We start from the raw sequence: 24364 nt of genomic DNA, 5'->3' as shown, positions 1-24364 counted from the left end.
CGCTATTGCAATTCGAGATGTTGCCATCGCCCGAAATAGTAGTGAGCTTAATAGATTAGAAAATGAGATAAAAAATTTAGAGCGTTTTTATCGAGACTCTGAAAATAACATGCAAAAAATGATCGCCAGTGGTGTGATATTTACGCCGAAAGAGCAGGCTATCTTACGCAGTATTGATCAAATCCAGCAAAAAACCTTACCCATGGTGCAATCGATCATCAGTGATAAGAAAAGAGACATTAATGCGAATGTAGCGCTCCTTGATCAGGTTCGTCCGGCATTTGTTGAATGGTTGAATAGCATCAACCAGTTTATTGACTATCAAGAAGAGTTGAATCAGCAGATGACGCCCGCGGCTCGTGAACAAGCAAGCGGTTTTCAAAACTTAATGTTACTGCTATCTGCGGTCGCGATTGTTATTTCACTGCTTGTTGCTATGGTGATTGAACGAAGTTTTCGTCAATCATTGGGTGGTGAGCCTTATGAAGCCCAGCAGGCGATCAAACGCTTATCAAAAGGGGATTTAACCCACCGCTATGGGCAACGAGCGAAAGACAGTATTTTCGATTCGTTGTCGGGTATGTCATTAACTTTAACCGCTATCGTCAGTAATATTGTTCAAGCTTCAACCAAGATCGTTGGTCAAGTTTCAGAGGTCTCTGATGGGTCGAGTCGAGTTTTGAGTTCGGCCAAGCAGCAATCAAATTTAACCGCAGATACGCTTTCACGATTAGAAGATATGCGTCATACGATTGATCAAATCGCGGATATTGCTAAACAAACCGAAAGTAATTCGGTCATGACGACAGATAATGCTCATCACGGGCGCGAATTAGTCTTCTCGGTCGCGAAACAAATGGAAAAAATTGCTCTTACGGTCAACTCAACCGTTGAACAAGTCAAGTTACTTGAAGCAAAGACCAAAGATATTGGTGGAATATTAAATGTGATCAGTGGTATTTCAGAACAAACCAATCTACTCGCATTGAATGCCGCGATTGAGGCTGCACGAGCCGGAGAATCTGGTCGAGGATTTGCTGTAGTGGCTGATGAAGTGCGTCAATTAGCTAAGCGTACCGGAGAAGCGACTTCGCAAATTGAATCATTGATCAGTGAAGTTCAGTCTCAAACGGCGATCAGTGTTAAGGCCATGCAAGCAACACAACCTCAGGTCGAAGAGGGTAATCAAAAAACCGCGCAAGCCAGCGATCTACTGATTAATATAGAAAAACAAGCCAAAGATACGCTTCATCGGATTCGAGAAGTGGTTTCAGCGACGGATGATCAAGTGGCTGTGGTTGGAGAGGTAGTTTCAGCGATGGGGCAAATCTCATCAATGTCGAGTGAGTCGATCCAATTGATGGCAGCCAATGAAAATGCGGGGCACGAGTTAAATCGTTTGGCTAACGAACTTAAAAAAGAGGTCGCTTACTTTAATATTTCGCACAACGGCTAACGCGATGATATATGAGGGTAGGGCTTTAAAAGGAAGCCCTTAAAACGGTGAAACCCCGATGTTGGTAGCATCGGGGTTTCTGATTTTTAGATGGTTTGGATGGTAAGGCCAAAAAATCTTATTTATGCAAAAGGTTGGATTTTATCCAACAAATTCCTTGGTAGGGAATTAGATACGGATGAAGTCCATGTGCTCAACTTTTGGCTTGAACACGTGACGTTGAACGTCTTGAGGCTTAACTTTAACTTCAGTACCGTCGATAACTAGAGTAATCGCTTCGTAGAACTCTGGCTTATCCATTTGGTTGATCACATCATCGTGTTTTAGAGCGATAGATACTGGCGCTGCTTCACCACCGTAAACGATAGCTGGGAATAGACCAGTGTGACGTAGGCGGCGGCTCGCACCTTTACCTAGTTCAGTACGCACTACTGCATTGAATTTCATAGTATTTACTCTCAAATTAGTAAAAAAATAGTAAGTGTGACAGCATCAATGCGACCTTGTGCTGTCGTAGCGCTTCGTTAGCGATAATAATCACTCTCAAAACGAGCGCGGATACTAACATTCTACGTTAGGATGAGCAATAAAAATGATGGCTTCATACTAGGCAATCCCCAGCATGGTTAATCACTGAGCTCATCGGCAAAAATTTTATCCCTCAGTGCCCAAAATCGGCCATTTTTTCGTGCGATAACGAATTGTGGTGGTCGAAAACGGTGCTGATGATCGACGACTTTACTCGGTGATGCGGCGTCAAATGCTCGATGTTTATCGGCCAGATGGGGGCGAACGAAACGCTGTTTAAAGATAGCTTTTTGTTTTGGGGTTGTGAGTGACCAAAACTCGTGCACTTGGGCGTTATTCTCACCAAGATAAGTCACTCGAAGATGGTTTTTTCCTTTGCTATCTTTATGAACGCTGAATGTCATGGTGAGACACTCAAACACTAATGCATCTTTTAAGCTTAATGCCTCTTTAAGCTTTTTATCCGGATCCACTAGCGTCGCTTGGCATTCGTGACAAATTCGCGCGGCGATGTCGTTATCGGCTCCGCATTGATTGCAATATTTGGCACGAAAACGGTAGCCGCAATGTTCGCGCTCTGCAGTCTCTTTATCTTCAAAATAGCCTTGGCATCGCCGCCCATAGTGTTCGAGAAGAAAGCCGTTCGCATCCAGTTTGCCCCAAAAGTTATTATTAAAGCCGCAAGCAGGACAAGGAATAGTAATGATTTCACTATTAGAGTCGGGTTTCGGGTCGCCGACTTCGGGTTGATACAGATCATACTGATTACCCGCATAATCAAGCACCAAACATTCGGTTTTTCCCGGAGCGAGACGTAAACCTCGACCGACGATTTGTTGGTATAAACTCACCGACTCGGTGGGCCTTAGAATAGCAATCAAATCGACATGTGGAGCATCAAAGCCGGTGGTTAATACTGAGACATTGACCAAAAATTTGATCTCTTGCTGTTTAAAACGTTGGATGATCCGATCGCGATCTTGTGATGATGTATCGCCAATCACTAAGGCGGATTGTTGTTCAGGCAGTAAACTAAGGATCTCTTGGGCGTGACGAACCGTAGCCGCAAAAATCATTACCCCTTGCTTGTTGTGCGCTAACTGAATAATTTGTTGAACGATTTGTGGTGTTGCGCGTTTGGATTGCTCGATAACCAGATCGAGTTCAGATTCTTTGTATCGTCCGCTAGTCGTTGGGCTTAACTGAGAGAAATCGTAGCTGAGGATAGGCGCATCAATCAGACGCGCTGGAGTTAAGAAACCTTCATCCAATAAGTAGTGGATCGGTAATTCAAAAATGCAATCTTTGAAAAAACGTGGCTCTTCACTGCGCACGAGCCCACGAGTGTGGTACTGATAGATCCATCCCATGCCTAGTCGATAAGGGGTTGCGGTTAAACCGAGCACCTTCATCTTTGGGTTGAGGGTCAATAAGTGGCTAATGACTTTTTGATAGCTGCTGTCTTTATCATCGGGGACTCGATGACATTCATCAATCACTAATAACGAAAATGGCTGTTGAAAAGTCGATAAATTTCGTACCACAGACTGCACGGAAGCAAACACCACCGCATGTTCGCTCTCTTTTCGTCCTAGTCCGGCTGAAAATATGCCACCAGTGAGCCCATAGCCTTCATATTTGGCATGGTTTTGTTCCACCAGTTCTTTAACATGGGCAAGAACTAATACTCGCCCTTTAGCTAAACGTGCTAATTCAGCAATTACTAAGCTTTTTCCTGCACCGGTAGGGAGGACAATCACCGCAGGGGTACTGTGCTGACGAAAGTAATGAATCACGGCTTTGACTGAATCCGCTTGATAAGGTCGTAAGGTATACATAAAGGCAAGGGATTAATTATGTGAAATAGTTCAACTATTTTGAGTGAGGCTTGTATAATACCTGACTTCAAGCAGATGAGGTATTCATGCGTTTAGATAAATTTTTGTGTGATGCGCTCGGCACCACACGTAAAGAGTCGACTCAACTTTTAAAAAGTGGCGATGTAACGGTTGATGGTATTGTTCGCAAAAGTGGTTCATGTCAAGTTACCGAGTTATCGCAGGTTGAGTGGCAAGGCAGAGCGCTGACCTTAAGTGGCCCTCGTTATATCATGCTGCATAAGCCTCAAGGTTATGTTTGTTCTCATGAAGACAGCTTCAACCAAACGGTCTTTGTGTTATTGGATGAGGCTAACCAACGGGACTTGCATTTTGCTGGGCGCTTGGACGTTGATACGACAGGGCTCGTGTTAATCACTGATGATGGGCAGTGGTCACATCGGGTGACGTCACCTAAACATCATTGTGAAAAAACTTACCGTGTCTGGCTCGCAGATCCCATTGCCGCCGAGTATACTGAGCAGTTTGCGAAGGGAATTGAGTTACGCGGTGAGCGAGATCTAACCCGACCTGCTCAACTAGAAATCATAGATCAACAACAGGTTTTGTTGACCATTCACGAAGGTAAATATCATCAAGTTAAGCGTATGTTTGCAGCTCTTGGTAATAAGGTCGTTGGGTTACATCGTGAACGTGTGGGCGATATTGTTTTGGACCCTTGCCTTGATCCGGGAGAATCTCGTTATTTGACCGAGTCGGAAATCGCTTCTGTCTGGAACTGATCGCTCAACCTTAGGAAACACGGCCATCGAGTTTCCTTATATTTGAACATACAATTGGCTTCGTAGCGAACGCTTATCCTAAGCCAGTCGCTTATCTCAGCTCGTCGCAATAAAGAAATGGGTTGCTGATCGGCAAGATCAGCGCTTGGGTCGATAGGCTATCGACCAGAGTTAAATCATATTCATTGATAAAACGGAGACTTATGACTTCCAATACTGCCCCCGCTAAATATGATGCTTCTAGCCTTGGCTTTTTGCTGTTTATTGTGTTGGGCGCTATCGGGGCGTTAACCCCACTCGCTATCGACATGTATTTACCTGCAATGCCCGCTATCGCCAAAGATTTAGGTACTACTGCCGGTTCCGTGCAATTAACGTTAACGGCTTATACGGCAGGTTTTGCGATTGGACAATTATTGCACGGCCCGTTAGCGGACAGTTATGGTCGTCGTCCGGTGATGTTGTCAGGGGTATTTTTATTTGCGGTGGCTTCGGTTTTTAGTGCCATGACACACGGTATCGAGGCATTAACTTATATTCGTGCCGCTCAAGGGTTTGCAGGTGCAGCTGCCGCAGTAGTGATTCAGGCGGTTGTGCGCGATATGTTTGATCGAGAAGACTTTGCACGTGCGATGTCTTTTGTCACCTTAGTGGTTACACTTGCGCCGTTAGTTGCGCCATTGATTGGTGGGCATTTAGCTGTTTGGTTTGGTTGGCGTTCCATTTTTTGGGTGTTGGCTATCTTTGCTGTGGTCGTGATGGCGATGGTACTTTGGAAAGTGCCTGAGACATTGGCAATAGAAAATCGTCAACCCTTGCGATTTATGAACACCATGAAAAACTATGCGCAATTATGCCGTAATGGGCAGGCGATGGGGCTGATTTTCGCTGGGGCTTTTTCATTTTCGGGAATGTTTGCCTTTTTGACCGCAGGATCTTTTGTTTATATTGATATTTATGGTGTGACTCCAAACCAGTTTGGTTATCTGTTTGCGCTCAATATTATTGCGATGATCGCGATGACCAGTATTAATGGTCGATTTGTGCGACGCGTTGGTTCGCATGCCATGTTGCGTTTTGGATTATTTATTCAATTATTGGCGGGCGTTGGTTTATTTGTTGGTTGGGCACTTGATTGGGGATTATGGGGAACCGTTCCTTTTGTGGTGTTGTTTATTGGCACCATTTCAACCATTGGCAGTAATGCGATGGGACTATTATTGAGTGGTTATCCTCGAATCGCTGGTACGGCTTCTTCTTTGTCCGGTACATTGCGCTTTGGAACCGGCTCGGTGATTGGTGCCGTGGTTGCCTCAATGCCAAGTGATGTGACTTGGCCAATGATTTTAGTGATGTCAGCATGTTCAGTGCTGTCTGCGGGTTTTTATTGGACATTGGGAAGAAACGCATAGTGGCGAAGTATTATTTAGAAATTCAGAAGCTGGTGAACAGCGCTTTAGAAGAGTTAGCGCAAGAACACGCTGCTGGAAAGTTGGCGAATGCTCCCGTGGCAAATAATCATTTTTTAGTACATTGGGTGACCAAATCTTTAAAAAATCAGCGTTTTGACCGCTGTGTACGCGATGATTTAACCGTTTGGCAAAAAGCGGGGCGCTCGAAGGGGAATCAATCAGGATTGTGGTTGCAATTTCGACGTATTTCGGCGTATTACGCCCAGTTTTTCAATGAGCATGCCGATAATCACTTAACGGATAAGAAAATAGACGCCTTTTTGGACGAAATGGAACAAGCTGGATGGGAAGTCTCAACCTCTGAACCATTAGTGGATTGTGGTAAAGTACAAATATTTATCGAAGGGCAAAACTCCTTCGCGCTTTGCTCAAGGCAGTGTGATGACTGTTTTGATGGCGAAGCCTTGATAAAACCGATGAACTGGTTTGTGCGTGGCCACCATGCCGGATTTGTCGAGAAAGCAGCGGCGGCAGGGTTTATGCTTCATAAACGCACTGATTACAAATCGAACGTCAAATACCATGGCGAATATGTGATTTTTCCAGATAATCAAGGGACCCAATTAGCGGAAATTCCCCTTTCTTTTCAAGCCTCTTAATTTTACCGTTTTAGCCTAAATCAGAGCGACGATTTATCGTGGCTCTGATAAGTATAAAAGTAACGTTTCCTCTTTGAATCTGCATCAGTTGTTGATGATGTTTGCTCACGTCAATCCAATAATTATTCCCCGCAATGGGGGAGTGACTTATCCGATCTCTTACTTATACTATCTTATTGACCAAAGCGCTTATTGAGCACAATGCTTATTGATCAAAGTGAATGCGTTCTAAACTTTGTACACGTCGTAAATCTTGTTCGGAAAACGTGCGACGACGTAGCTCGTCTAACTGTGTTTGTTGCTGATCAGGATGATCGGCTAAACGTTTAACAATTACTTTTCTTTGCTCAACATAATGCTGCCACTGTTGATCAAACTGCTGTCTTGATTGCCCAAGGTGATTAAGACGTTGAATGGTTTCTTCATCTACCCATTCTTTTAAAGCTAGATAGTGGTCTTGTGGATCTTGCTCATCTAATGTGAGAACCGCTTTTAATAAACGATCATTATGTTCATTACGTTGAATGTAATCCGGTTGTTGGTTTATCTGCTCATCCCATAAGCGTTGCGCTTTTTGTTGTGGATAGATTTCAAACAGTTTTTGTTTATCAATCGCGAGCTGTCGAATACGATTTTCTTCAGTAAATAAAGATTGCTGATCGGTAGAAAAATGAACGCCTTGAAGATGAACGATTTTGTCATGCAGACGTTGCCAATCTGCAGCGAGTCCGTTCAGTGATGAAAAGCTTAACTTATCGAGAGCGTGGTGATAGTCGATTAATTGATGAAACAAAGGCTCATCAAAGCTGATTTTTTCATCAATATAATGCGCAAATTGTTGTTTTAATAAGTTAACATCGATCTGATCCATTTCTGATACCAGATAATTCAAGAAATCGCGAGGGGAGGAAAGATCAACGTCACTTTTCAGTACACTCGGTGGTTGGGCGGTCACGGGTTGATCATCATGCAACCATATTGGTGACAATGTCACTATCAATACTCCGAGTGCTAGGGCAACCCTCATGGGTTTATAACGCATCATTACAGTCCAAGTTGTTGCAAACGATTAGCATGTTGACGATAAAGAGTAACGGGTGAAACCTCAAAAAGATGGCGAATGCCTAAAAGCCCATTGACTTCATCGAGATGATTCATTTTATAGTGGGTACCAATGACTTGACCAAGATGGCTACTGCAGACAGAGACCAAGCCATCATTGGGTTCATCAAAAGCAAGGCTTAAAACTCCGATAGGGATGTCGGTGGGGTCAAGCAAGTTAGTAATGGCCGATGAACCAGTCCAAGAAAAATAGTGAACACCATTACTGGCGATCGCTTCACCTTGCCCACAATAGGTTGTCGGAACGCCCTCTGGATAATGACGGTTAAAAGCCAATGAGCCTTCCGTGGTTAAGGTATCGAGCGCCGCTAAGGCATCTTGTTCTAGCCCCTTGCCACCGGAGAGTACGTTGATCAAAGTGACAAAACTATTGGTGATTTTGACGGCTAAGGCCTCAGAAATCGAGTCTTCTGGTACGGTATTTCTCACAATATCAGCGACTCGCGATCCCCAGTTAACACCACCAACGCTAGTCACCGAAGCAACCAGATCAGGACGCACTGAGGCGACATAACGAGCGGTTGGACTGCCTTGACTGTGACCGATAAGATTGACTTTCTCTTTGCCGGTTAGGGCTAGAATGGTTTCAACTTGTGCCAATAGTTGCTCGCCGCGTACTTCTGAGCGGTTAGCGGCTGCGACTTGCGCAGTAAATACGGTAGCACCATCTTTACTGAGTGCATGAGGAATGCCATAGAAGTAATCTATTTTGGCGATACTATCAAAACCGAAGATGCCATGGACCAGTACCAATGGGTAGCGGGTTTCGGTATAGCCACTATTGGCGAATGTCGCTGGTGTGTGAAAGGATATTAATCCAATACAGAGTAGGCTTATCCATCGATATATGACGTTCACATTGATACCCTTGTGTTATTTATTATAAGTTGGCATTGATATTATCAATGTAAAATAGTGTCAATTCTACGCACTGTCGAGGGTTTTCGCCGTGATTGTGACCGGGGTAACTCATCCGTCGGTCAGTGACACCCACGGGTTCATTTTTTGGTTTTTTTCACGATCGCTCTGACCATACCTTTGAAAATAAATAGGTGCGCAGGCATCATCACAAACCAATAAAGAAGGCCACGAAACCCTTGTGGATGCCACCATGCGGTAATAGTCAGTTCACGTTGTTCACCAAGATCTTTAATGGCAAACTCCAGACGACCTAAGCCAGGCCCTTTCATGCCAAACAATAAAGACAAAAAGCGCGGCGGCTGGCAGCGAATCACCTTCCATGAGTCGATAAAATCGCCCACTTGTAACTCGGTTCCTGGTGGGCTGCGTCGAACCGGTTTTCCTCCACCAAATAACACATCGAGCCATTCACGTGTTCGCCACAACGAATTAGCAAAAAAATAGCCTTGATCGCGTTGGCCCATGGTTTTGACGACTTTCCAGAGCTGTTCTGCACTGGCATCGGTGGTTATGGTTGCGCCGGTATACTTAGGATAAAATCCAAACCCCGGTTGCCAACGCTGCATTGCGCCGGGGTCAAAGCCCCAGACATTACTGCGTACAAAGGTACCCTCTTGTTCGATGGTGGACTTCACCGCATCGTAATAACCAATCATCGTTTGTGGATAACGTTGCTGAAGCGCATCGTTATTGGCAATAAAATCATGGGCAAGGCCATCTAATAGGGCTCGTCCGATACTCGACGGAACCGAGGTGACTAATCCAAGCCAGTAAGAGGCCATTCGAGGGGTGAGTAAACCAGTAGACCAAAGCCGAAAGGGTTTATTGGCTAATCGACAAATAACTTCAAATTGTTCACGGTAGGTGAGGGTATCGGGGCCACCTGCTTCAAATTGTTGATGTTGTTCGGGAGTTTCCTGAGCAAGCGCTAACAGGTAATGGTTAAGATTAGCTAAAGCAATCGGGTTGGCTTTTGAATCGACCCATTGCGGTGTGATCAGAATGGGTAAATTATAAACAAAATCGCGCATGATCTCGAAAGCCGCTGAGCCAGGGCCGATGATCACTCCTGCTCTTAATTCGGTTACGGGAACTTGGCTTTGACGTAAAATTTCGCCAGTTTTTTGTCGAGCGGCTAAATGGTCAGAATGGCCGGATGGTGGTTGTAAAGCACTAAGATAAATGACGTGTTTGACTTGGCTGTGTTGTAAAGCTTCACGCATGTTATTCGCTAGGGATAATTCGTAGTCGATAAAATCGCCGCCTTGGGCCATGCCGTGCACTAAAAAATAGACTAAGTCCGCTTGTTTGACCCAGTGACAAGTCTGCTGTTGATTGGCTAAATCAAGATAAATAATGGTGAGATTTTTATGTTTAGGGGTGCGATCGGTAAAATAATCGACTTGCCGAGCCGCAGCGGTGACTTGATAACCTTGTTCAAGTAATAAAGGGATAAGCTGAGAGCCGACGTAACCTGAAGCACCTAATACTAATACTTTTTTCATTTTTATTCCTTGGGATAGGCTAAGGCTTGAGCGTATAATCTTCAGCCACTATTCAGCCTTCTAACTTGACGTTGTAGCGATATCATTTGGTCCAGTAATCTCGATTAAACGGACCGCCGATTGGTATTGATGCGACTCAATATGTCTTTTTCTGGTTAATGTTTGCCATTGAGGTGCTCCGTTGTCCGTTGTTTCACAAGTGATATATTACACCAAAGGTGACTTTTTGCGCCGCTTGATAGCGATTGCTTTGCCGATTACTTTACAAAGCATCATGTTTTCTAGCCGCGGGCTAGTGGATGTGTTGATGCTGGGACAGCTCGGTGAGGCAGAAATTGCGGCGGTTGGTGTGGCGGCAAGAGCTACGTTCGTGACCACAATTATGCTCGTTGGAGTAACGACAGGTGGGGCACTATTAACCGCTCAATATTGGGGAGCAGCGAATAAACAGGGGGTGAGAGAAAGTACCGCCTTAACTTGGTTGGTGTCGATGTTGTTTGCGGTATTAACGGTGGGTTTATTTTTATTTTTTCCACAACAAATTATGGCATTGACCACCGATTCGGCGCTCGTTAATCAACTGGGCAGTCAATATCTCGTTATTACCTCTTTTAGTATGTTAGCGGTTGCCTGTGTCAGTAGTATGGCGGTCGGCCTACGTGCGATGCATAAGCCAGGCATTAGTACTTTTTTCAGTGGTATTGGGATTTTGGCTAACGTATTTTTGAACTGGGTGCTAATTTTCGGCAAATTAGGCTTTCCAGCACTCGGTATTCAAGGCGCAGCGATTGCAACGTTACTCAGTGGTTTTCTTGAGGTGGGCTGTTTGTATGGTTACTTATATTGGAAAAAGCATCTATTAGCTTTTGGATTACTTGATGTAAAAGCGGTCATGGTCTGGCAAACCATTGAACGATTTCTACGCTTATCACTCCCGACGACGTTTAACTTTTTAGCATGGGCTGGAGGGTTATTTTTTTACCACGCCATCATGGGCCAAAGTGGAGTGCAGGGGCTGGCTGCCTTATCCGTCATGACGCCTGTTGAATCGATTTCTTTGAGTTTTTTAATTGGTATGTCTAATGCGGCCGCGGTACTGATCGGCAATCAGTTAGGCGCTAAGCAGTATGATGCGGTTTATTACCAAGCCATTGGTGTTACGGTGCTGAGCCTGCTGTCTGGGATACTGGTTGCTATGGTTCTGTTTATTGTGCAGATCCCTATCTTAAATGCGTTTAGTGCTCTGACCGCAGAAACTCGTCAGTTAGCAGAAAAATTCATTGTGATTTTAAGCCTTGGCATTGTCTTGCGTTCAGTGCCCATGACAGTGATTGTCGGAGTCCTTCGTGCTGGAGGCGATGTCAAATTTTGTCTTGGACAAGATGTGGTTGCGCAGTGGATTATCGGTATCCCTCTGGCGGCGATTGCCGCTATCTATTTTAACGTTAAACCTGAGTGGATTTATTTGTTGTTTTTAGTCGAAGAATTGATCAAATGGGTCGGCTCATTATGGCGAATGATCAGTAAAAAATGGATGCGGAATTTGATCGGAAACTAGACACATAACAACAAGTTGGTGCAATTGTGTTCATATTCTGTGATCTACAGCCAAAATACTTCCTACCCGAAGGGATTTAGTGTAGATTCTCAATCCTAATTTTAAGCAATGGTGTGAGCGGTTTAATGTTACAGCTGATAGACCTGAGCAAAGGTTTTGTGGATGGTGATGAGTTCCACCCTGTGTTACAAGGTGCAGAGTTGACGTTAAATCAAGGTGATCAGTTGGCATTAATGGGTGAGAGTGGCTCTGGCAAAAGCACCTTACTCAATTTGATCGCTGGTTTAGATAGTGTTGATTCGGGGGAGATTTGGTTTCCCGGCTTTGCGATGCACAGTACATCAGAGCATAAACGCACCGCCTTTCGGCGTAATAACATTGGTCATATATTCCAACAGTTTAACCTGTTGCCGACCTTAAATGTCGCCGATAATATCCGCTTCTGTCGGCAACTTAAAGGTTTACCCGAAGACCAAGGTTTATTGAGACAAATTCTCTCCTCATTAGATTTAATGCCGCTTTTAGGTCGTTATCCTGAAGAAGTGTCGGGCGGTCAACAGCAACGAGCGGCAATTGCTCGTGCTTTGTATATGGAACCCAAAATCCTTCTAGCGGATGAGCCAACCGGTAGCCTTGATGAACGCAATGCTGAAGCAGTGATGCGCTTACTGACTTCATTGAGTCGTCAGTTACAATGTACCTTATTGTTAGTCACTCACAGTGAAAAAGTGGCGCAGCACATGGAAGGTTGTATTCGCTTACAAGGAGGAAGGTTGCATGTTATTGCCCGTAGTTAAAGCGTTACTTGGGCATTATCGTCGCTACCCGTTACAAATTTTTCTCGTCTGGCTGGGTTTAACACTCAGTGTTTCTTTATTAGTTGGTGTGACGGCGATTAATCATCATGCGAAACAAAGCTATCAGCATGGTGAAAAACTGTTTGCCAATCCTCTTCCTTATCGCATTCGACCAAAACATATTGCTAATAAAATTCCTCAAGGTTTTTACGTTCAGTTACGTCGAGAAGGGTTCCATCAATGTGTGCCTATTGATCATTATCGCTTAACCACGACAACTGGGACGGAGTTTTCACTTTTAGGGATTGACCCGGTAGCGATGCTCCCCCTTAATAATCGTCAGCCATTCAATGAAATTAGTACGTTAGCCTTATTTAAATCGCCACATCCGATTTTAGTCAGTGATGGCTTTGCAACGTTACAAGGTTGGAATAATGGCGACTACATTCCATTACAAGATGGCAGCCTGCTTGGCCCACTATTGATTGATACCAATGGGTTGATTCATGGTACACGAGTCGTTGCCGACCTTTCATTGGTGCGCAGTATTCGTCAAAGCTCTGGGTTATCGGTGATTGCTTGCGGTGATATGCCGAAAGAGAAATTGCAAAGATTAACCGATAGTTTACCCAGTGGAATGGCGTTAGTACGCACCACGCGTAGTGAGTTAGAGTCACTCACCCAAGCTTTTCATATGAACTTAACCGCACTGGGTATGCTGTCTTTTTTAGTCGGTATGTTTATTTTCTATCAAGCCATGTCGTTATCGTTAATTCAGCGTCAGCCATTAGTGGGGATCTTGCGACAAACTGGAGTTTCTGGTTGGCAATTAGCGCAAGCGTTATCGATAGAATTGATCGGTTTGATTTTAATCAGTTGGGCCTGTGGTAACGTTTTGGGGTTAGTTTTGGCCAACCAATTATTACCCTCGGTATCTGCTAGCTTAAGCAATTTGTATGATGCAAACGTAGGACTTTCCGTTGGGTGGAGCTGGCGCTGGAGTAGCTATAGTTTACTGATGGCTACTTGCGCTGCATTAGCGTCTTGTGCTTGGCCGTTAATTCGTCTGCTCAAGTCTCAACCGATCCGGTTAACCACACGTTTGTCGATGGTTCGTTTTGCTGGCTCAGAATTTACCTTTCAAGGATTAGTGGCTTGTGGCTTGCTCGTCTCAGCCATTGCGATTTATCAAGCACCGAAAAGTCAAACCTCTGGGTTTGTGATCATTACCTTAATGCTCCTCAGCGCGGCGTTGTTAACGCCTTATTTTATTTGGAAACTGTTTGTCAGTTTTTCTTATACTTTACGTGGCGTAAAAATACGTTGGTTTTTTGCGGATGCCGCTGCCAGCATGAGTTATCGAGGCGTTGCGACCATGGCGTTCATGTTGGCGATGACGGCGAATATTGGTGTAGAAACCATGGTCGGCAGTTTTAGAGACACCACGGATAAATGGTTGAATCAACGATTAGCCGCGGATATTTATCTTTATCCAACCAATAGTTCGGCAGCACGGATGACACAATGGCTGACTCAACAACCTGAAGTGCAAGAAGTCTGGCATCGTTGGGAAAAAGATCTCGCCAGTGACAAAGGTATGATCCAAATGGTGAGTACAGGTGATTCTGAAGGTGAGCGGCAATCATTAACCATTAAAGTTGGTGTTCCCGATTACTGGTATCTTCTTCATCAATCCCGCAGCGTAATGATTAGCGAATCAATGGCGTTACGGCTTGGCATTCGTCCGGGTGACTATATCGATTTATCGATGCCTTTAGGACAACATTGGTTAGTGGTCGGGGTGTATTATGATTATGGGAATCCCTACCATCAAGTCATGATGTCTCACCAAAGTTGGTTGCACGGTTTTATGAGTAGCGGCAATGTCTCTTTAGCGGTGACGCTTAACGCTGATCAGGTAACGGAAGGGGAAGCATTACTGACCCGCTTAAATAGTGTCTTTCGTCTTAATTCTGAGCGTGTATTTGATAACCGTTCTATTCATCATCAAGCCATGCAGGTATTTGATCGCACGTTTGCTATCGCTGATAGCTTAAGTAACATTACGCTGTTTATTGCAGTGTGTGGGATATTCTTTGCAACCTTAGCGGGAGAGGTCTCTCGTCAGCGGCATATCTCCCTTTTGCGTTGTTTGGGTGTATCAGGTAAAGAGTTAGTGGTGATTGGTGCGTTACAGCTATTGGTTTTTGGGTTGATTTCCTTATTGATTGCCTTGCCGCTTGGTTTGGCATTAGCAACACTGGTGATTGATGTGGTGATCCGTTACTCATTTGGATGGAGTATTGAGTTACAACTGATGCCAGCCGCTTATGCGAAAACGGCTATGTTATCGATGCTGGCGCTGATTATTTCTGGGGCGCTTCCTGTGATGCGTTTAGTTCGTCAGTCGGCGATTAAATCATTAAGGGATGCATTATGAGCAAGATCATGAGCTACAAGCGATGGTTGGTGGCGATCTTTTTGGTCGCGCTTTGTTTATTGATCTGGCTAGGTGTGACTTATTTTCTGACTTTATCGGCTGATCGTTTGTCACCTGTTACTTATTCTATCGATGGGCAACAGGCGTTTGCTGATGCCTCTCCCGATAATCCCGTACGCCTACCCCAAGATTTTGCTCTGCATCCTCACTATCAACATGAGTGGTGGCATGTATTCGCTAATGTGCAAGATGAACAGGGCCAAGAATACGGGATAGTATGGAATTTCTTTAAGTTGGCCAATGATTCTGAGCAAGGCGTCGGCTGGCAAAATTCGCAACTATTTTTATCGCATGTTGCGGTAGCGAATGCTTATCAAGTTTGGAAAGAACAGCGTATTGCTCGAGGGGGGATTGGTCAAGCCGATGTGACAACACCGCCATTTCGGATGTGGATCGATAACTGGCATTGGCGATCATTAAGTGCGGGGCCATTGCCGAGTCAGTTAGATATTGCCACCGATAATTTTCAATTGGCGATGCATATGACACCTAAAGGTCCTTATATTTTACCGGGCGAACAAGGGTTTCAGCGGCGACAAAATCATCATTCATCACTGGCTTCTTACTCGGTATATGCGCCATTTGTCTCTATTCAAGGTACATTACGTTTAACGCCTTATACACAACCGATAGCCGTACGTGGCCAGGCATGGATAAGTAAAGAGTGGGGCAGCCGCCTGATAGGCCAAGAGCAGCAAGGTTTAGATTGGTTTGTATTACACCTTGATCAACAGCGAACGTTGAGTGTCACTCGACATCGCTACCTGCATCAAAGACCTCATATTTATGGCACCTTGGCGAGTAAAGATGGAAAGGTGACTCATTTGACTGAGCAAGAAATCAAGATGATACCACTGCCATCAGTCAAACTTGCCAATGGAAAAACGTTACCTTTGCAATGGCAGGTCGTGATCGCTAAAGAAAATATCGATATTACCTTGAGTCCACTGAATCCTAATCTGTGGTTAGACTTCACCCAGCCTTATTGGCAAGGGCCCATTCATTCTCAAGGCTCGCATTCTGCTCGTGGTTTTATGCAGCTGACGGGTTATTAGTTTGATCGTAGCCCGTGTATTTTGGCCTAATCCTTCGGGCAGCGTTGGTGGCTTCTTTCTACCCTGTTATCGGCTTATCAGGTAGAGTTACTACATTCCAACGCTTATGCCTTGTATAAAAAAACCACTAACTGCTGTAAAAATCAGCTCGAAAAGTTAACAGACCCTAGCTCATGCCTTTTATTGTGTTCAACGTTTAAGCGTATGACGACTCAATAGCTGATTTATCTCCCCATCTTCTATTTTTACCTCATGTTTACCGGTACAAGCATGGCTGTTCATTTTATCGTGTCTTGACTTATTTCGAATTCTGAATCCCTTTCTTTAAAATCAATATTATCATTTTAACTATTTGATAAGTTTTATTTTTATAAATGATCTTTTGATGTGATTTTTGAGTGAACATATTTTATTACATTATTTTTGTCTATTTTAACGACGGAAATTACGTTTGTTTTGTCTTTATAGATCGGATTTTCCGATGTTTAGTTTCATTAGAAGCGATTTTTAAACCGAGCAGCGAGTGAGTAGACTCAATCTCATCTTCTTGTACCGGATTTATTGTGTTTAGTGTCGTTAGGTACATTTCATCGTTGATTCTTATCATCACAAAGGACGATATCCCCATGATACGCATGATTCGTAGTTTCTTTAAAACAGAAGCCGCGGGTGGAGTGTTATTAGTTATGGCTGCTATTGCGGCTATGTTGATTGCCAATTCACCTGTTAATGAGCTTTATAAGCATGCTCTGCATGCTTATGTCTTCGGTATGTCTCTCTCTCATTGGGTCAACGATGGGCTGATGGCGATTTTCTTTTTATTAATTGGCCTAGAAGTAAAACGCGAATTAATCGAAGGATCGCTAAAATCAAAAGAGCAGGCTTTATTCCCAGCCATTGCTGCTTTAGGGGGAATGTTAGCGCCGGCATTGGTCTACACTTGGTTTAATTCAGCGGATCCTACGGCAAGCCAGGGATGGGCGATTCCTGCGGCCACCGATATTGCCTTTGCTTTGGGGATCATGGCGTTACTGGGTAATCGAGTGCCTGTGAGTTTGAAGGCTTTTCTATTAGCGTTGGCGATTATTGATGACCTTGGCGTGATTATTATTATTGCTCTATTTTATACCAGTGAGCTATCGAGTTTCGCGTTAGCAATGGGTTTACTGACGGCTGGTGGTTTATACTTACTTAATCATTACAAGGTCACGTCGTTAGTGCCATACTTGATACTTGGCGCAATATTATGGTTTGCTGTCCTACAGTCAGGGATTCATGCCACCCTTGCTGGAGTGATGATCGGTTTTGCGATTCCTTTGAAAGGTAAACAGGCAACCTCTCCATCGCCATTAAAGCGCTTGGAGCATTGGTTACATCCATGGTCAACGTTTGCCATTCTACCGCTGTTTGCTTTTGTGAATGCGGGGATCTCGTTAGAAGGGATCTCGTTAGCGGGATTAACATCAACGTTACCTGTTGGTGTCGCGTTAGGGCTTTTTGTCGGTAAACCGCTTGGCATCTTTACCTTTAGCTGGATTTCCGTCAAGTTAGGGATGACAAAGTTACCAGAAGGGATTGATACTCGGCATATTTTTGCTGTCTCGGTGTTATGTGGTATCGGCTTTACGATGTCGATCTTTATCTCTTCGTTAGCGTTCGGTCATGCTCATCTTATTTTGGATAACTATGCCCGTTTAGGTATCTTGATTGGGTCAACCGCCGCGGCGCTGGCGGGCTATATTATGCTACGTGCTACGCTACCGAAAAAAGTATTGCTTGATGAGCCTATTTTAGTGAAGGAGATCAAAGCGAAGTTCTAATCACTCAATGCTTCGCCAATCTAGTCGGCGGATTAAACATAGTATGATTGGATAGTGGCTTAATGTTTCAAGAGATTGCTATCCTATGGTATTAGAGCCTTAGTTAAGGAGATACTAGGCCTTATTGACTGTTCGAGCCGTATACATCGGTGATAGCAGTAACGTAAGTTCTGGTTGGTGCTGAACAACGATGCATGTGCCTATCTTTACTTTGTGTTAATGCTTCATGGTTTATAGAAAAATCCCTTGAAAGGTCAATATACTCTCAGAAAGCATAAAACTTTGTTTTTATGCTTTCTTGTTTTAGGAAGAGTAAGCTACTCTTCATGTAAGTTGTTTATATTAAAGTATTAACCTTTTAGGATAATACGTAACACGGTTTGCATTCGCCGTGCAGCTTTATTTTTAGTGTGGTTGTCATTTAATCACTTGCATTAGGGAAACGACCCCTTGTTGTCTACAGCAAGATTTCGACGTTTGGAGGTCATTAGATGCTATTAGCATTAATGTCAGGTTTTATTGTTGCTTTTTTTGTACCTTGGCTGTATCGCCAATTAGGTGAGCGTGCAGTATGGTGGGTTGCTTTGCTTCCTGCTTTGCTGTTTGTGTATTTCTTAGGCTTTGTTCCACAGGTGACGGCTGGGCATAGCTTATTATTCTATTATGATTGGATTCCGTCATTAGGCATTTCGCTTGATATTCGTCTTGATGGCTTAAGCCTATTGTTTGCATTATTGATCACTGGGATCGGCACGTTAGTTGTCGTGTATGCAGGGAGTTACCTGTCAGGCCACGTCGATCAGCGTAAGCTAGTGATGTATCTTTGTGCATTTATGGGCGCAATGCTTGGTGTCGTGTTAGCGAACAACATTATGGCGATGTTTGTTTTCTGGGAACTGACCAGTATTACTTCATACATGCTGATTGGTTTTCATCATGAGCAAGAAAAGTCGCGTAAATCAGCCTTACAGGGGCTGTTTGTTACGGTCGGTGGTGGCCTTGCTTTAATGGCGGGAGTCATATTACTCGGTCAGATTGCCGGTACTTACCAGTTGGATCAAATTGTCCGTCAAGGAGCAGAAATCCAGCAACATAGCCTATTTTTACCAATGATGTTACTGGTATTGGCGGGAGCATTTACTAAATCGGCTCAGGTTCCATTTCATTTTTGGCTACCAAACGCAATGGCAGCACCAACGCCAGTTAGCTCATTCCTACATTCCGCTACGATGGTGAAAGCTGGTATCTATTTAATGGCTCGCTTACAACCAGTCATGGCAGGAGACAGTACGTGGACGATGCTGCTCGTTGGCGTCGGTGCATTGACGATGTTGGTAGGCTCGGTAATGGCGGTGACGAGTACCGATCTAAAACGTATTTTAGCTTATACCACGGTTGCTTCTTTAGGCACCTTAACCTTATTAATAGGGATTGGTACGGAAGCGGCGTTAATTGCCGCCATGGTGTTTTTATTGGCCCATGCACTGTACAAGGGGGCTTTGTTTATGGCCGCCGGTACGGTGGACCATGAGACAGGAACCAAAGACATTCGTCAGTTGAGTGGTTTACGGCGCAGCATGCCACAGACGGCGATTTTTATGTCACTAGCGGCATTAGCTCTAGCAGGTATTCCACCGGTTTTCGGTTTTATTGCTAAAGAAGCGATGTTAGAAGGGCTGTTAACCAGTCCATGGCAAAGTGCATTACTGTTTGTTGGCGTAGTCTCTTCCATCTGCTTAGCGGCTTGTGCCGGACTGGTTGCGATTAAGCCGTTTTGGGGAGAGGTGATCACAACGCCGAAAGAAGCCCATGAAGCTCCTTTTGCTATGCGGATTGGTTTTTCACTCCTCGCAAGTTTAGGGCTAATCTTTGGTTTGATTCCATCCTTGGTTTCACCACTGATTACTGCTGCGGCTTCATCCATTTCTGGGTATACGGTTGATCCTATCGCTTTATCTTTATGGCATGGATTTAATTTGCCTTTACTGCTCAGTGCCGTCGCATTAGCAGGGGGCTATTTACTCTTTAAACGCTGGGGCCGTTTAGCGCCTAAAGCTATTTTGGCTAAGCCTTTACTTAACTATGGCCCAGAAAAAGGCTACGACCTCTTTATGCAAGGGTTAGTGATTTTTTCTAAATGGTTAACAGGCCGTGTGCAAAATGGTTATCTTTCAAATTACATTTTAACCATCTTTATTACCACCATTGTATTGGTTGGCTACACCATTGCCACGCGCGTTGGTTGGTATGGTACGCTGGATTTTTCTGGCGTTGAGGTTTACGAGATTCTGATCTCGGGCATCATTATTGCGGTAGTGAGTTATGCCTGTATCACCTCGCAGCGTTTGGGTGCGGTTGCAGCGATCGGCGCACTAGGCTTTAGTATGGCGTTGATTTATGTCTTCTTTAGTGCCCCTGATTTGGCGATTACCCAGATACTGATTGAAACGCTAACGGTGATCATGTTGGTCTTTGTATTGTTTAAATTGCCGCGTTTTCAACGCTTATCAAGTTCAGACGTTCGTTGGCGTGATGCTTTTGTCGCCATTGTGTTTGGTGGCATGATGACATTACTGGTGATGACCGTGACTCAATTTGCCGAACCCGATCGGATCAGTGATTACTTAATTGAAAATAGCTATGTGATAGCAAAAGGACGCAATATTGTTAACGTAATACTGGTTGATTATCGTGCGTTAGATACCTTGGGTGAACTATTTGTTCTTGCTTTGGCCGCCATTGGGGTAACGGCGATGATCAAGTTGGAGAAAAATAAATCATGAAAACAGATAGCGCGTTAATTTTACAAGTCGCGGCACGATTTTTATTGCCAATGTTGTTGTTGTTTTCGATTTTCTTATTGCTGCGTGGACATAATGAGCCGGGGGGCGGCTTTATCGCTGGTCTTGTTGCTTCCAGTGCTTTTGCCTTGCATCTGTTTGCTTTCACACCAGTCCAGACCCAACGCCTAATCGGTGTCGATGGTTCACAATTGATGGGGGTTGGATTAATGATTGCCATGTTTAGTGGTGTGATCGGTGTGATTCTGTCCGGTAGTGAATTTTTGACCAGTGTGTGGTGGACAGTTTATCTGCCTGGTGTCGGTGAGCTGAAATTGAGTACACCATTATTATTTGATATCGGGGTTTATCTGGTCGTTATTGGTATGGTGACGACGTTGTTACTCACCCTCGCTGAAGTGGAGGATTAATTCATATGACCACTTTATTTGCTTTCGTGATTGGCGGATTGTATGCCGCTGCACTATTTATGATGCTACGTCGCAGCATTGTTAAGCTTGTTATTGGTTTAATGATCTTATCCAACGCGGCTAATTTACTGATCTTCACCGGAGGGGGGTTAGTGAGAGGTGCTCCGCCGTTGATCCCGGTAGGAATGACGGTGCCGTTTGCTGAGATTGCCGATCCACTCCCACAAGCTTTGATATTAACGGCGATTGTGATCAGTTTTGGCGTACTGGCTTTTGCCGTAGTACTGATACATCGCGCCTATAAAGTCATTGGTGCGGATGACATGAACAAAATGAAGACGACAGATACTCAATTATGATGTTATTAATGCCTATTCTTATCCCTATGTTTGCAGCAGCGTTGTCTATGATCATTTGGCGTCATAGAACACTTCAACGTTGGGTCAGTGTGGTGACAAATTCTGCATTACTTATTGCGGCATTAATATTGTTTAATGACGTATATAATAATGGAATTCAAGTGACCCATTTAGGTGGGTGGGAAGCTCCATTTGGTATTTCATTGGTTGCGGATTTATTAGCGGTTATCATGGTTACAGTTTCCGCTTTTGTTGCATTTTGTATTGCTATTTATGCATTAGCGACAATGAATGAAGACCATGAAAAATTCGGTTTTTATCCATTGTTACATTTAATGTTAGCTGGTGTTATCGGTGCTTTTTTAACTGGCGATATTTTCAACCTTTATGTTTGGTTTGAAATCATGCTGGTCGCGTCCTTTGGATTATTAATTCTTGGTGGCGAAAGAGAACAGATGGAAGGAGCACTTAAATATGTGACACTTAACTTACTCTCATCAGCGCTATTTTTAAGCGCAGTTGGTCTGCTTTATTCGTACGCAGGCACACTCAATATGGCCGATTTAGGGAGTAAGCTTTCTACATCAGAGAATGCCGGAGTAATTACGGTGATCTCATTACTGTTTTTAGTCGCTTTCGGTATTAAAGCGGCCGCTTTTCCATTGTTCTTTTGGTTACCAGCTTCTTATCACACGCCACCGGTTGCTATTTCTGCGGTATTTGCAGGACTTTTAACTAAAGTTGGTGTTTATGCTCTATATCGTGTGTTTAGTGTTATTTTTGTCGGTGATATTGCATTTACTCATCATACTTTACTACTTTGGATGGGTATTTTAACAATGATAACGGGTGTACTAGGTGCGGCCGCGCAATTTGAAGTGAGACGTATCTTATCTTTCCATATTGTCAGTCAAATTGGCTACATGCTTGTAGGCTTAGCTCTATTTACTCCACTAGCCATTACGGGCGGTATTTTTTATCTTTTTCATCATATTATCGTTAAAACAAATCTATTTTTGATCAGTGGTGTGATCAATAGGCGGCATGGGACCAATAAACTTGATAAATTAGGTGGTTTGTATAAATCAGCACCTGTGTTATCCATATTATTTGCCATACCAGCTATGTCTTTAGCTGGTATCCCCCCATTGTCTGGTTTTTTTGCTAAATATGTAGTTATTAAGGCGGGCTTAGATACACAAGCATGGCTAATGGTTGTTGCCTCTTTAGCTGTTGGGTTATTAACACTCTATTCAATGATTAAAATTTGGTCTGAAGCATTTTGGAAACCACTTCCTAATACTGCTGAAACGAAGTCTTTAATGAGCGATAGCGAGCGTTTTTGTATGTATTTCCCAATCATTTTAATGGCAGGAATGACCATCACCATTGGTCTGTATGCCGAGTGGTTTATACAACTGGCGTCTATGGCTGCTGAGCAGGTGATGAATCCACAAGTTTATATTGATGCGGTACTTGGAGGTCAGTCATGAAAGCCTTTGGATTGAATATGCTGCTTGCTCTAGTCTGGTTAGTATTATCAGGCGTTTATACCATTTCCAACTTATTTGCTGGCATGCTGATGAGTTACGTGATTTTGGCTTATTTGTTAAGAGATAGCCCTACATTTAAGGTTTACTTAACAAAATTACCGAAAATGATTAATTTTGGACTGTTTTTCATTTGGGATTTAATTAAGGCTAATGGGCGAGTGGCTTATGATGTATTAACGCCGACGCATTTAATGAAACCAGCTGTGATTGCTATTCCTCTCGATTTACGAGACGAAGGGGCGATCACTATGTTTGCGACATTAATTACCGTAACACCGGGATCTTTGGCATTGGATGTGGCCACCGATAGAAGCGTGTTGTATGTCCATTTAATGTACTTCGAGAATGAAGCTCGTCAGATTGAAGAGTTCAAGCGTCTTGAAGCTCGTGTGATTGATTTACTGGGGTAACAGACTATGTTGAATATTGTTTATACCCTTTGCTTTGCCATGTTAGCAATTAGCTTGGTTTTGGCAACGGTACGTTTATTAAAAGGCCCATCTTTACCTGATAGGGTCGTGGCCTTAGAGTTAATGGCCTCTTTAACCGTTGGCTTAGTCGTGCTCTACAGCATTCGCTATCAACAACCTTATTTTATTGATGTGGCGATTGTGTTGGCCTTAACGTCGTTTATGGCAGCGGTCGGTTTTTCCCGTTATTTAGAAAAACGAGGACACAGAGACGATGACTGATTTAATTATTGCGATACTCATTCTTACCGGCTCATTTTTAATGTTGCTAGCAGGCATTGGTATTAACCGTATGCCAGATTTATTAACTCGCATGCATGCAACAACCAAAGCTGGGGCATTGGGTGTTGGCTTAATGGTGGTTGCGTTTGCTGTTGTTAACTGGGGAGATATGGCCTTTGTGGTACGAGCACTCGCTGTTGTGGTGTTTGTCATCTTGACGGCACCGATTGCTGCTCATGTTTTAGCTCGCGCTAGTTATTTTGTTGGCGTACCACAGTGGGATGGTGTCGTGAAGGACGTGATTAAAGAACGTTATGATCTAGAAACGCATGAATTGGCCAGCCGTCATTTACCCGTTAAAGAAGCCGAGCCTGCGGGTAAAGACCACGACAACAAAAGCTAGGGTCAACCAACTCTAATTGCTCTTTTATTATGTTTAATCATCAACCTCTAGTGCATGGATTATGCGCTAGAGGTTTTTTACCACTTATTGCTCAAGAGTATGAATGATACAGTGATTATTTGGCTGAATGATAGAATAAAAATCATTGCGAACGCGGTCAATTTTATGTTAACGTCCGCCTCAATCTCGGACT

21 protein-coding genes are annotated in these 24364 nt (G+C 43.8%); 16 read left to right on the top strand and 5 right to left on the bottom strand.

What is annotated here, in order from left to right; genetic code table 11:
- Window positions 1-1456, top strand: a 1456-nt coding sequence (locus CAG60_RS13735; protein WP_161439184.1) for a methyl-accepting chemotaxis protein, incomplete at its 5' end; no start/stop codon positions are given.
- Window positions 1457-1624: 168 nt separating this feature from the next.
- On the opposite strand, the gene rplY is transcribed toward CAG60_RS13735, so the two are convergent.
- The gene (gene rplY / locus CAG60_RS13730) at window positions 1625-1903 is read right to left on the bottom strand and encodes a 50S ribosomal protein L25 (RefSeq protein WP_004395389.1); all 279 of its coding nucleotides are present in this window, start codon (window positions 1901-1903) and stop codon (window positions 1625-1627) included.
- A 179-nt stretch (window positions 1904-2082) separates the two neighbouring features.
- Entirely contained in the window at window positions 2083-3822 is a 1740-nt protein-coding gene (locus CAG60_RS13725) for a DEAD/DEAH box helicase (protein WP_154168338.1), read from the bottom strand.
- 86 nt (window positions 3823-3908) lie between these two features.
- On the opposite strand from CAG60_RS13725, the gene rsuA reads away from it, so the two are divergent.
- The 3 genes from rsuA (at window position 3909) to CAG60_RS13710 (ending at window position 6675) form a co-directional block, all read left to right on the top strand.
- Window positions 3909-4604 carry a 16S rRNA pseudouridine(516) synthase RsuA gene (rsuA, locus tag CAG60_RS13720; RefSeq protein ID WP_161439183.1) on the top strand — a complete coding sequence of 232 codons (696 nt, stop codon included), beginning with the start codon at window positions 3909-3911 and terminating at the stop codon, window positions 4602-4604.
- A gap of 203 nt (window positions 4605-4807) precedes the next feature.
- The gene (locus CAG60_RS13715; protein WP_161439182.1) at window positions 4808-6016 is read left to right on the top strand and encodes a Bcr/CflA family multidrug efflux MFS transporter; all 1209 of its coding nucleotides are present in this window, start codon (window positions 4808-4810) and stop codon (window positions 6014-6016) included.
- On the top strand, window positions 6016-6675 hold the full coding sequence (locus CAG60_RS13710; protein ID WP_161439181.1) for a DUF2913 family protein: 660 nt from the start codon (window positions 6016-6018) through the stop codon (window positions 6673-6675). The genes CAG60_RS13715 and CAG60_RS13710 overlap by 1 nt, the downstream gene beginning before the upstream one ends.
- Window positions 6676-6880: 205 nt before the next feature.
- On the opposite strand, the gene CAG60_RS13705 is transcribed toward CAG60_RS13710, so the two are convergent.
- The 3 genes from CAG60_RS13705 to CAG60_RS13695 form a co-directional block, all read right to left on the bottom strand.
- A complete protein-coding gene (locus CAG60_RS13705) occupies window positions 6881-7720 on the bottom strand; it encodes a lipase secretion chaperone (RefSeq protein ID WP_161439180.1) in 840 nt (279 codons plus the stop codon).
- Complete coding sequence (locus CAG60_RS13700) at window positions 7720-8634, bottom strand: lipase family alpha/beta hydrolase (RefSeq protein ID WP_224214109.1); 915 nt, start codon at window positions 8632-8634, stop codon at window positions 7720-7722. Before CAG60_RS13700 ends, CAG60_RS13705 begins: the two co-directional genes overlap by 1 nt.
- Before the next feature lie 161 nt (window positions 8635-8795).
- Window positions 8796-10223: a DUF2867 domain-containing protein gene (locus CAG60_RS13695; protein WP_161439179.1), complete on the bottom strand. Its 1428-nt coding sequence runs from the start codon at window positions 10221-10223 to the stop codon at window positions 8796-8798.
- Between the two features lie 181 nt (window positions 10224-10404).
- On the opposite strand from CAG60_RS13695, the gene CAG60_RS13690 reads away from it, so the two are divergent.
- The 12 genes from CAG60_RS13690 to mnhG all read left to right on the top strand — a co-directional run bounded on the left by CAG60_RS13690 (window position 10405) and on the right by mnhG (window position 24171).
- Window positions 10405-11781 (top strand): MATE family efflux transporter, encoded by a 1377-nt coding sequence (locus CAG60_RS13690; RefSeq protein ID WP_161439178.1) that lies wholly within the window; start codon window positions 10405-10407, stop codon window positions 11779-11781.
- Window positions 11782-11906: 125 nt separating this feature from the next.
- On the top strand, window positions 11907-12578 hold the full coding sequence (locus CAG60_RS13685; protein WP_004395380.1) for an ABC transporter ATP-binding protein: 672 nt from the start codon (window positions 11907-11909) through the stop codon (window positions 12576-12578).
- Complete coding sequence (locus CAG60_RS13680; RefSeq protein ID WP_161439177.1) at window positions 12559-15018, top strand: ABC transporter permease; 2460 nt, start codon at window positions 12559-12561, stop codon at window positions 15016-15018. Before CAG60_RS13685 ends, CAG60_RS13680 begins: the two co-directional genes overlap by 20 nt.
- Window positions 15019-15026: 8 nt before the next feature.
- Window positions 15027-16133 (top strand): lipocalin-like domain-containing protein, encoded by a 1107-nt coding sequence (locus tag CAG60_RS13675; RefSeq protein ID WP_237667792.1) that lies wholly within the window; start codon window positions 15027-15029, stop codon window positions 16131-16133.
- A gap of 626 nt (window positions 16134-16759) precedes the next feature.
- Entirely contained in the window at window positions 16760-17953 is a 1194-nt protein-coding gene (gene nhaA / locus CAG60_RS13670; protein WP_161439175.1) for a Na+/H+ antiporter NhaA, read from the top strand.
- 491 nt (window positions 17954-18444) lie between these two features.
- Complete coding sequence (locus CAG60_RS13665; protein WP_161439174.1) at window positions 18445-20736, top strand: putative monovalent cation/H+ antiporter subunit A; 2292 nt, start codon at window positions 18445-18447, stop codon at window positions 20734-20736.
- Entirely contained in the window at window positions 20733-21164 is a 432-nt protein-coding gene (locus CAG60_RS13660; protein WP_161426553.1) for a Na+/H+ antiporter subunit B, read from the top strand. The genes CAG60_RS13665 and CAG60_RS13660 overlap by 4 nt, the downstream gene beginning before the upstream one ends.
- A gap of 5 nt (window positions 21165-21169) precedes the next feature.
- A complete protein-coding gene (locus tag CAG60_RS13655) occupies window positions 21170-21523 on the top strand; it encodes a Na+/H+ antiporter subunit C (protein WP_154168320.1) in 354 nt (117 codons plus the stop codon).
- Window positions 21520-23016 carry a Na+/H+ antiporter subunit D gene (locus CAG60_RS13650; RefSeq protein ID WP_161439173.1) on the top strand — a complete coding sequence of 499 codons (1497 nt, stop codon included), beginning with the start codon at window positions 21520-21522 and terminating at the stop codon, window positions 23014-23016. The genes CAG60_RS13655 and CAG60_RS13650 overlap by 4 nt, the downstream gene beginning before the upstream one ends.
- Window positions 23013-23486: a Na+/H+ antiporter subunit E gene (locus CAG60_RS13645; RefSeq protein WP_161426555.1), complete on the top strand. Its 474-nt coding sequence runs from the start codon at window positions 23013-23015 to the stop codon at window positions 23484-23486. Before CAG60_RS13650 ends, CAG60_RS13645 begins: the two co-directional genes overlap by 4 nt.
- Before the next feature lie 6 nt (window positions 23487-23492).
- The gene (locus tag CAG60_RS13640) at window positions 23493-23768 is read left to right on the top strand and encodes a monovalent cation/H+ antiporter complex subunit F (RefSeq protein ID WP_040904345.1); all 276 of its coding nucleotides are present in this window, start codon (window positions 23493-23495) and stop codon (window positions 23766-23768) included.
- Entirely contained in the window at window positions 23761-24171 is a 411-nt protein-coding gene (gene mnhG, locus CAG60_RS13635) for a monovalent cation/H(+) antiporter subunit G (RefSeq protein WP_040904343.1), read from the top strand. The genes CAG60_RS13640 and mnhG overlap by 8 nt, the downstream gene beginning before the upstream one ends.
- Window positions 24172-24364 lie beyond the last annotated feature (193 nt).

Origin of the sequence: Vibrio sp. V33_P6A3T137 (assembly GCF_009904835.1) — a bacterium.
Lineage (GTDB): Bacteria > Pseudomonadota > Gammaproteobacteria > Enterobacterales > Vibrionaceae > Vibrio > Vibrio metschnikovii.
Note: the sequence above shows the minus strand (reverse complement) of the source record. Positions and strands in the feature narration are given on the sequence as shown.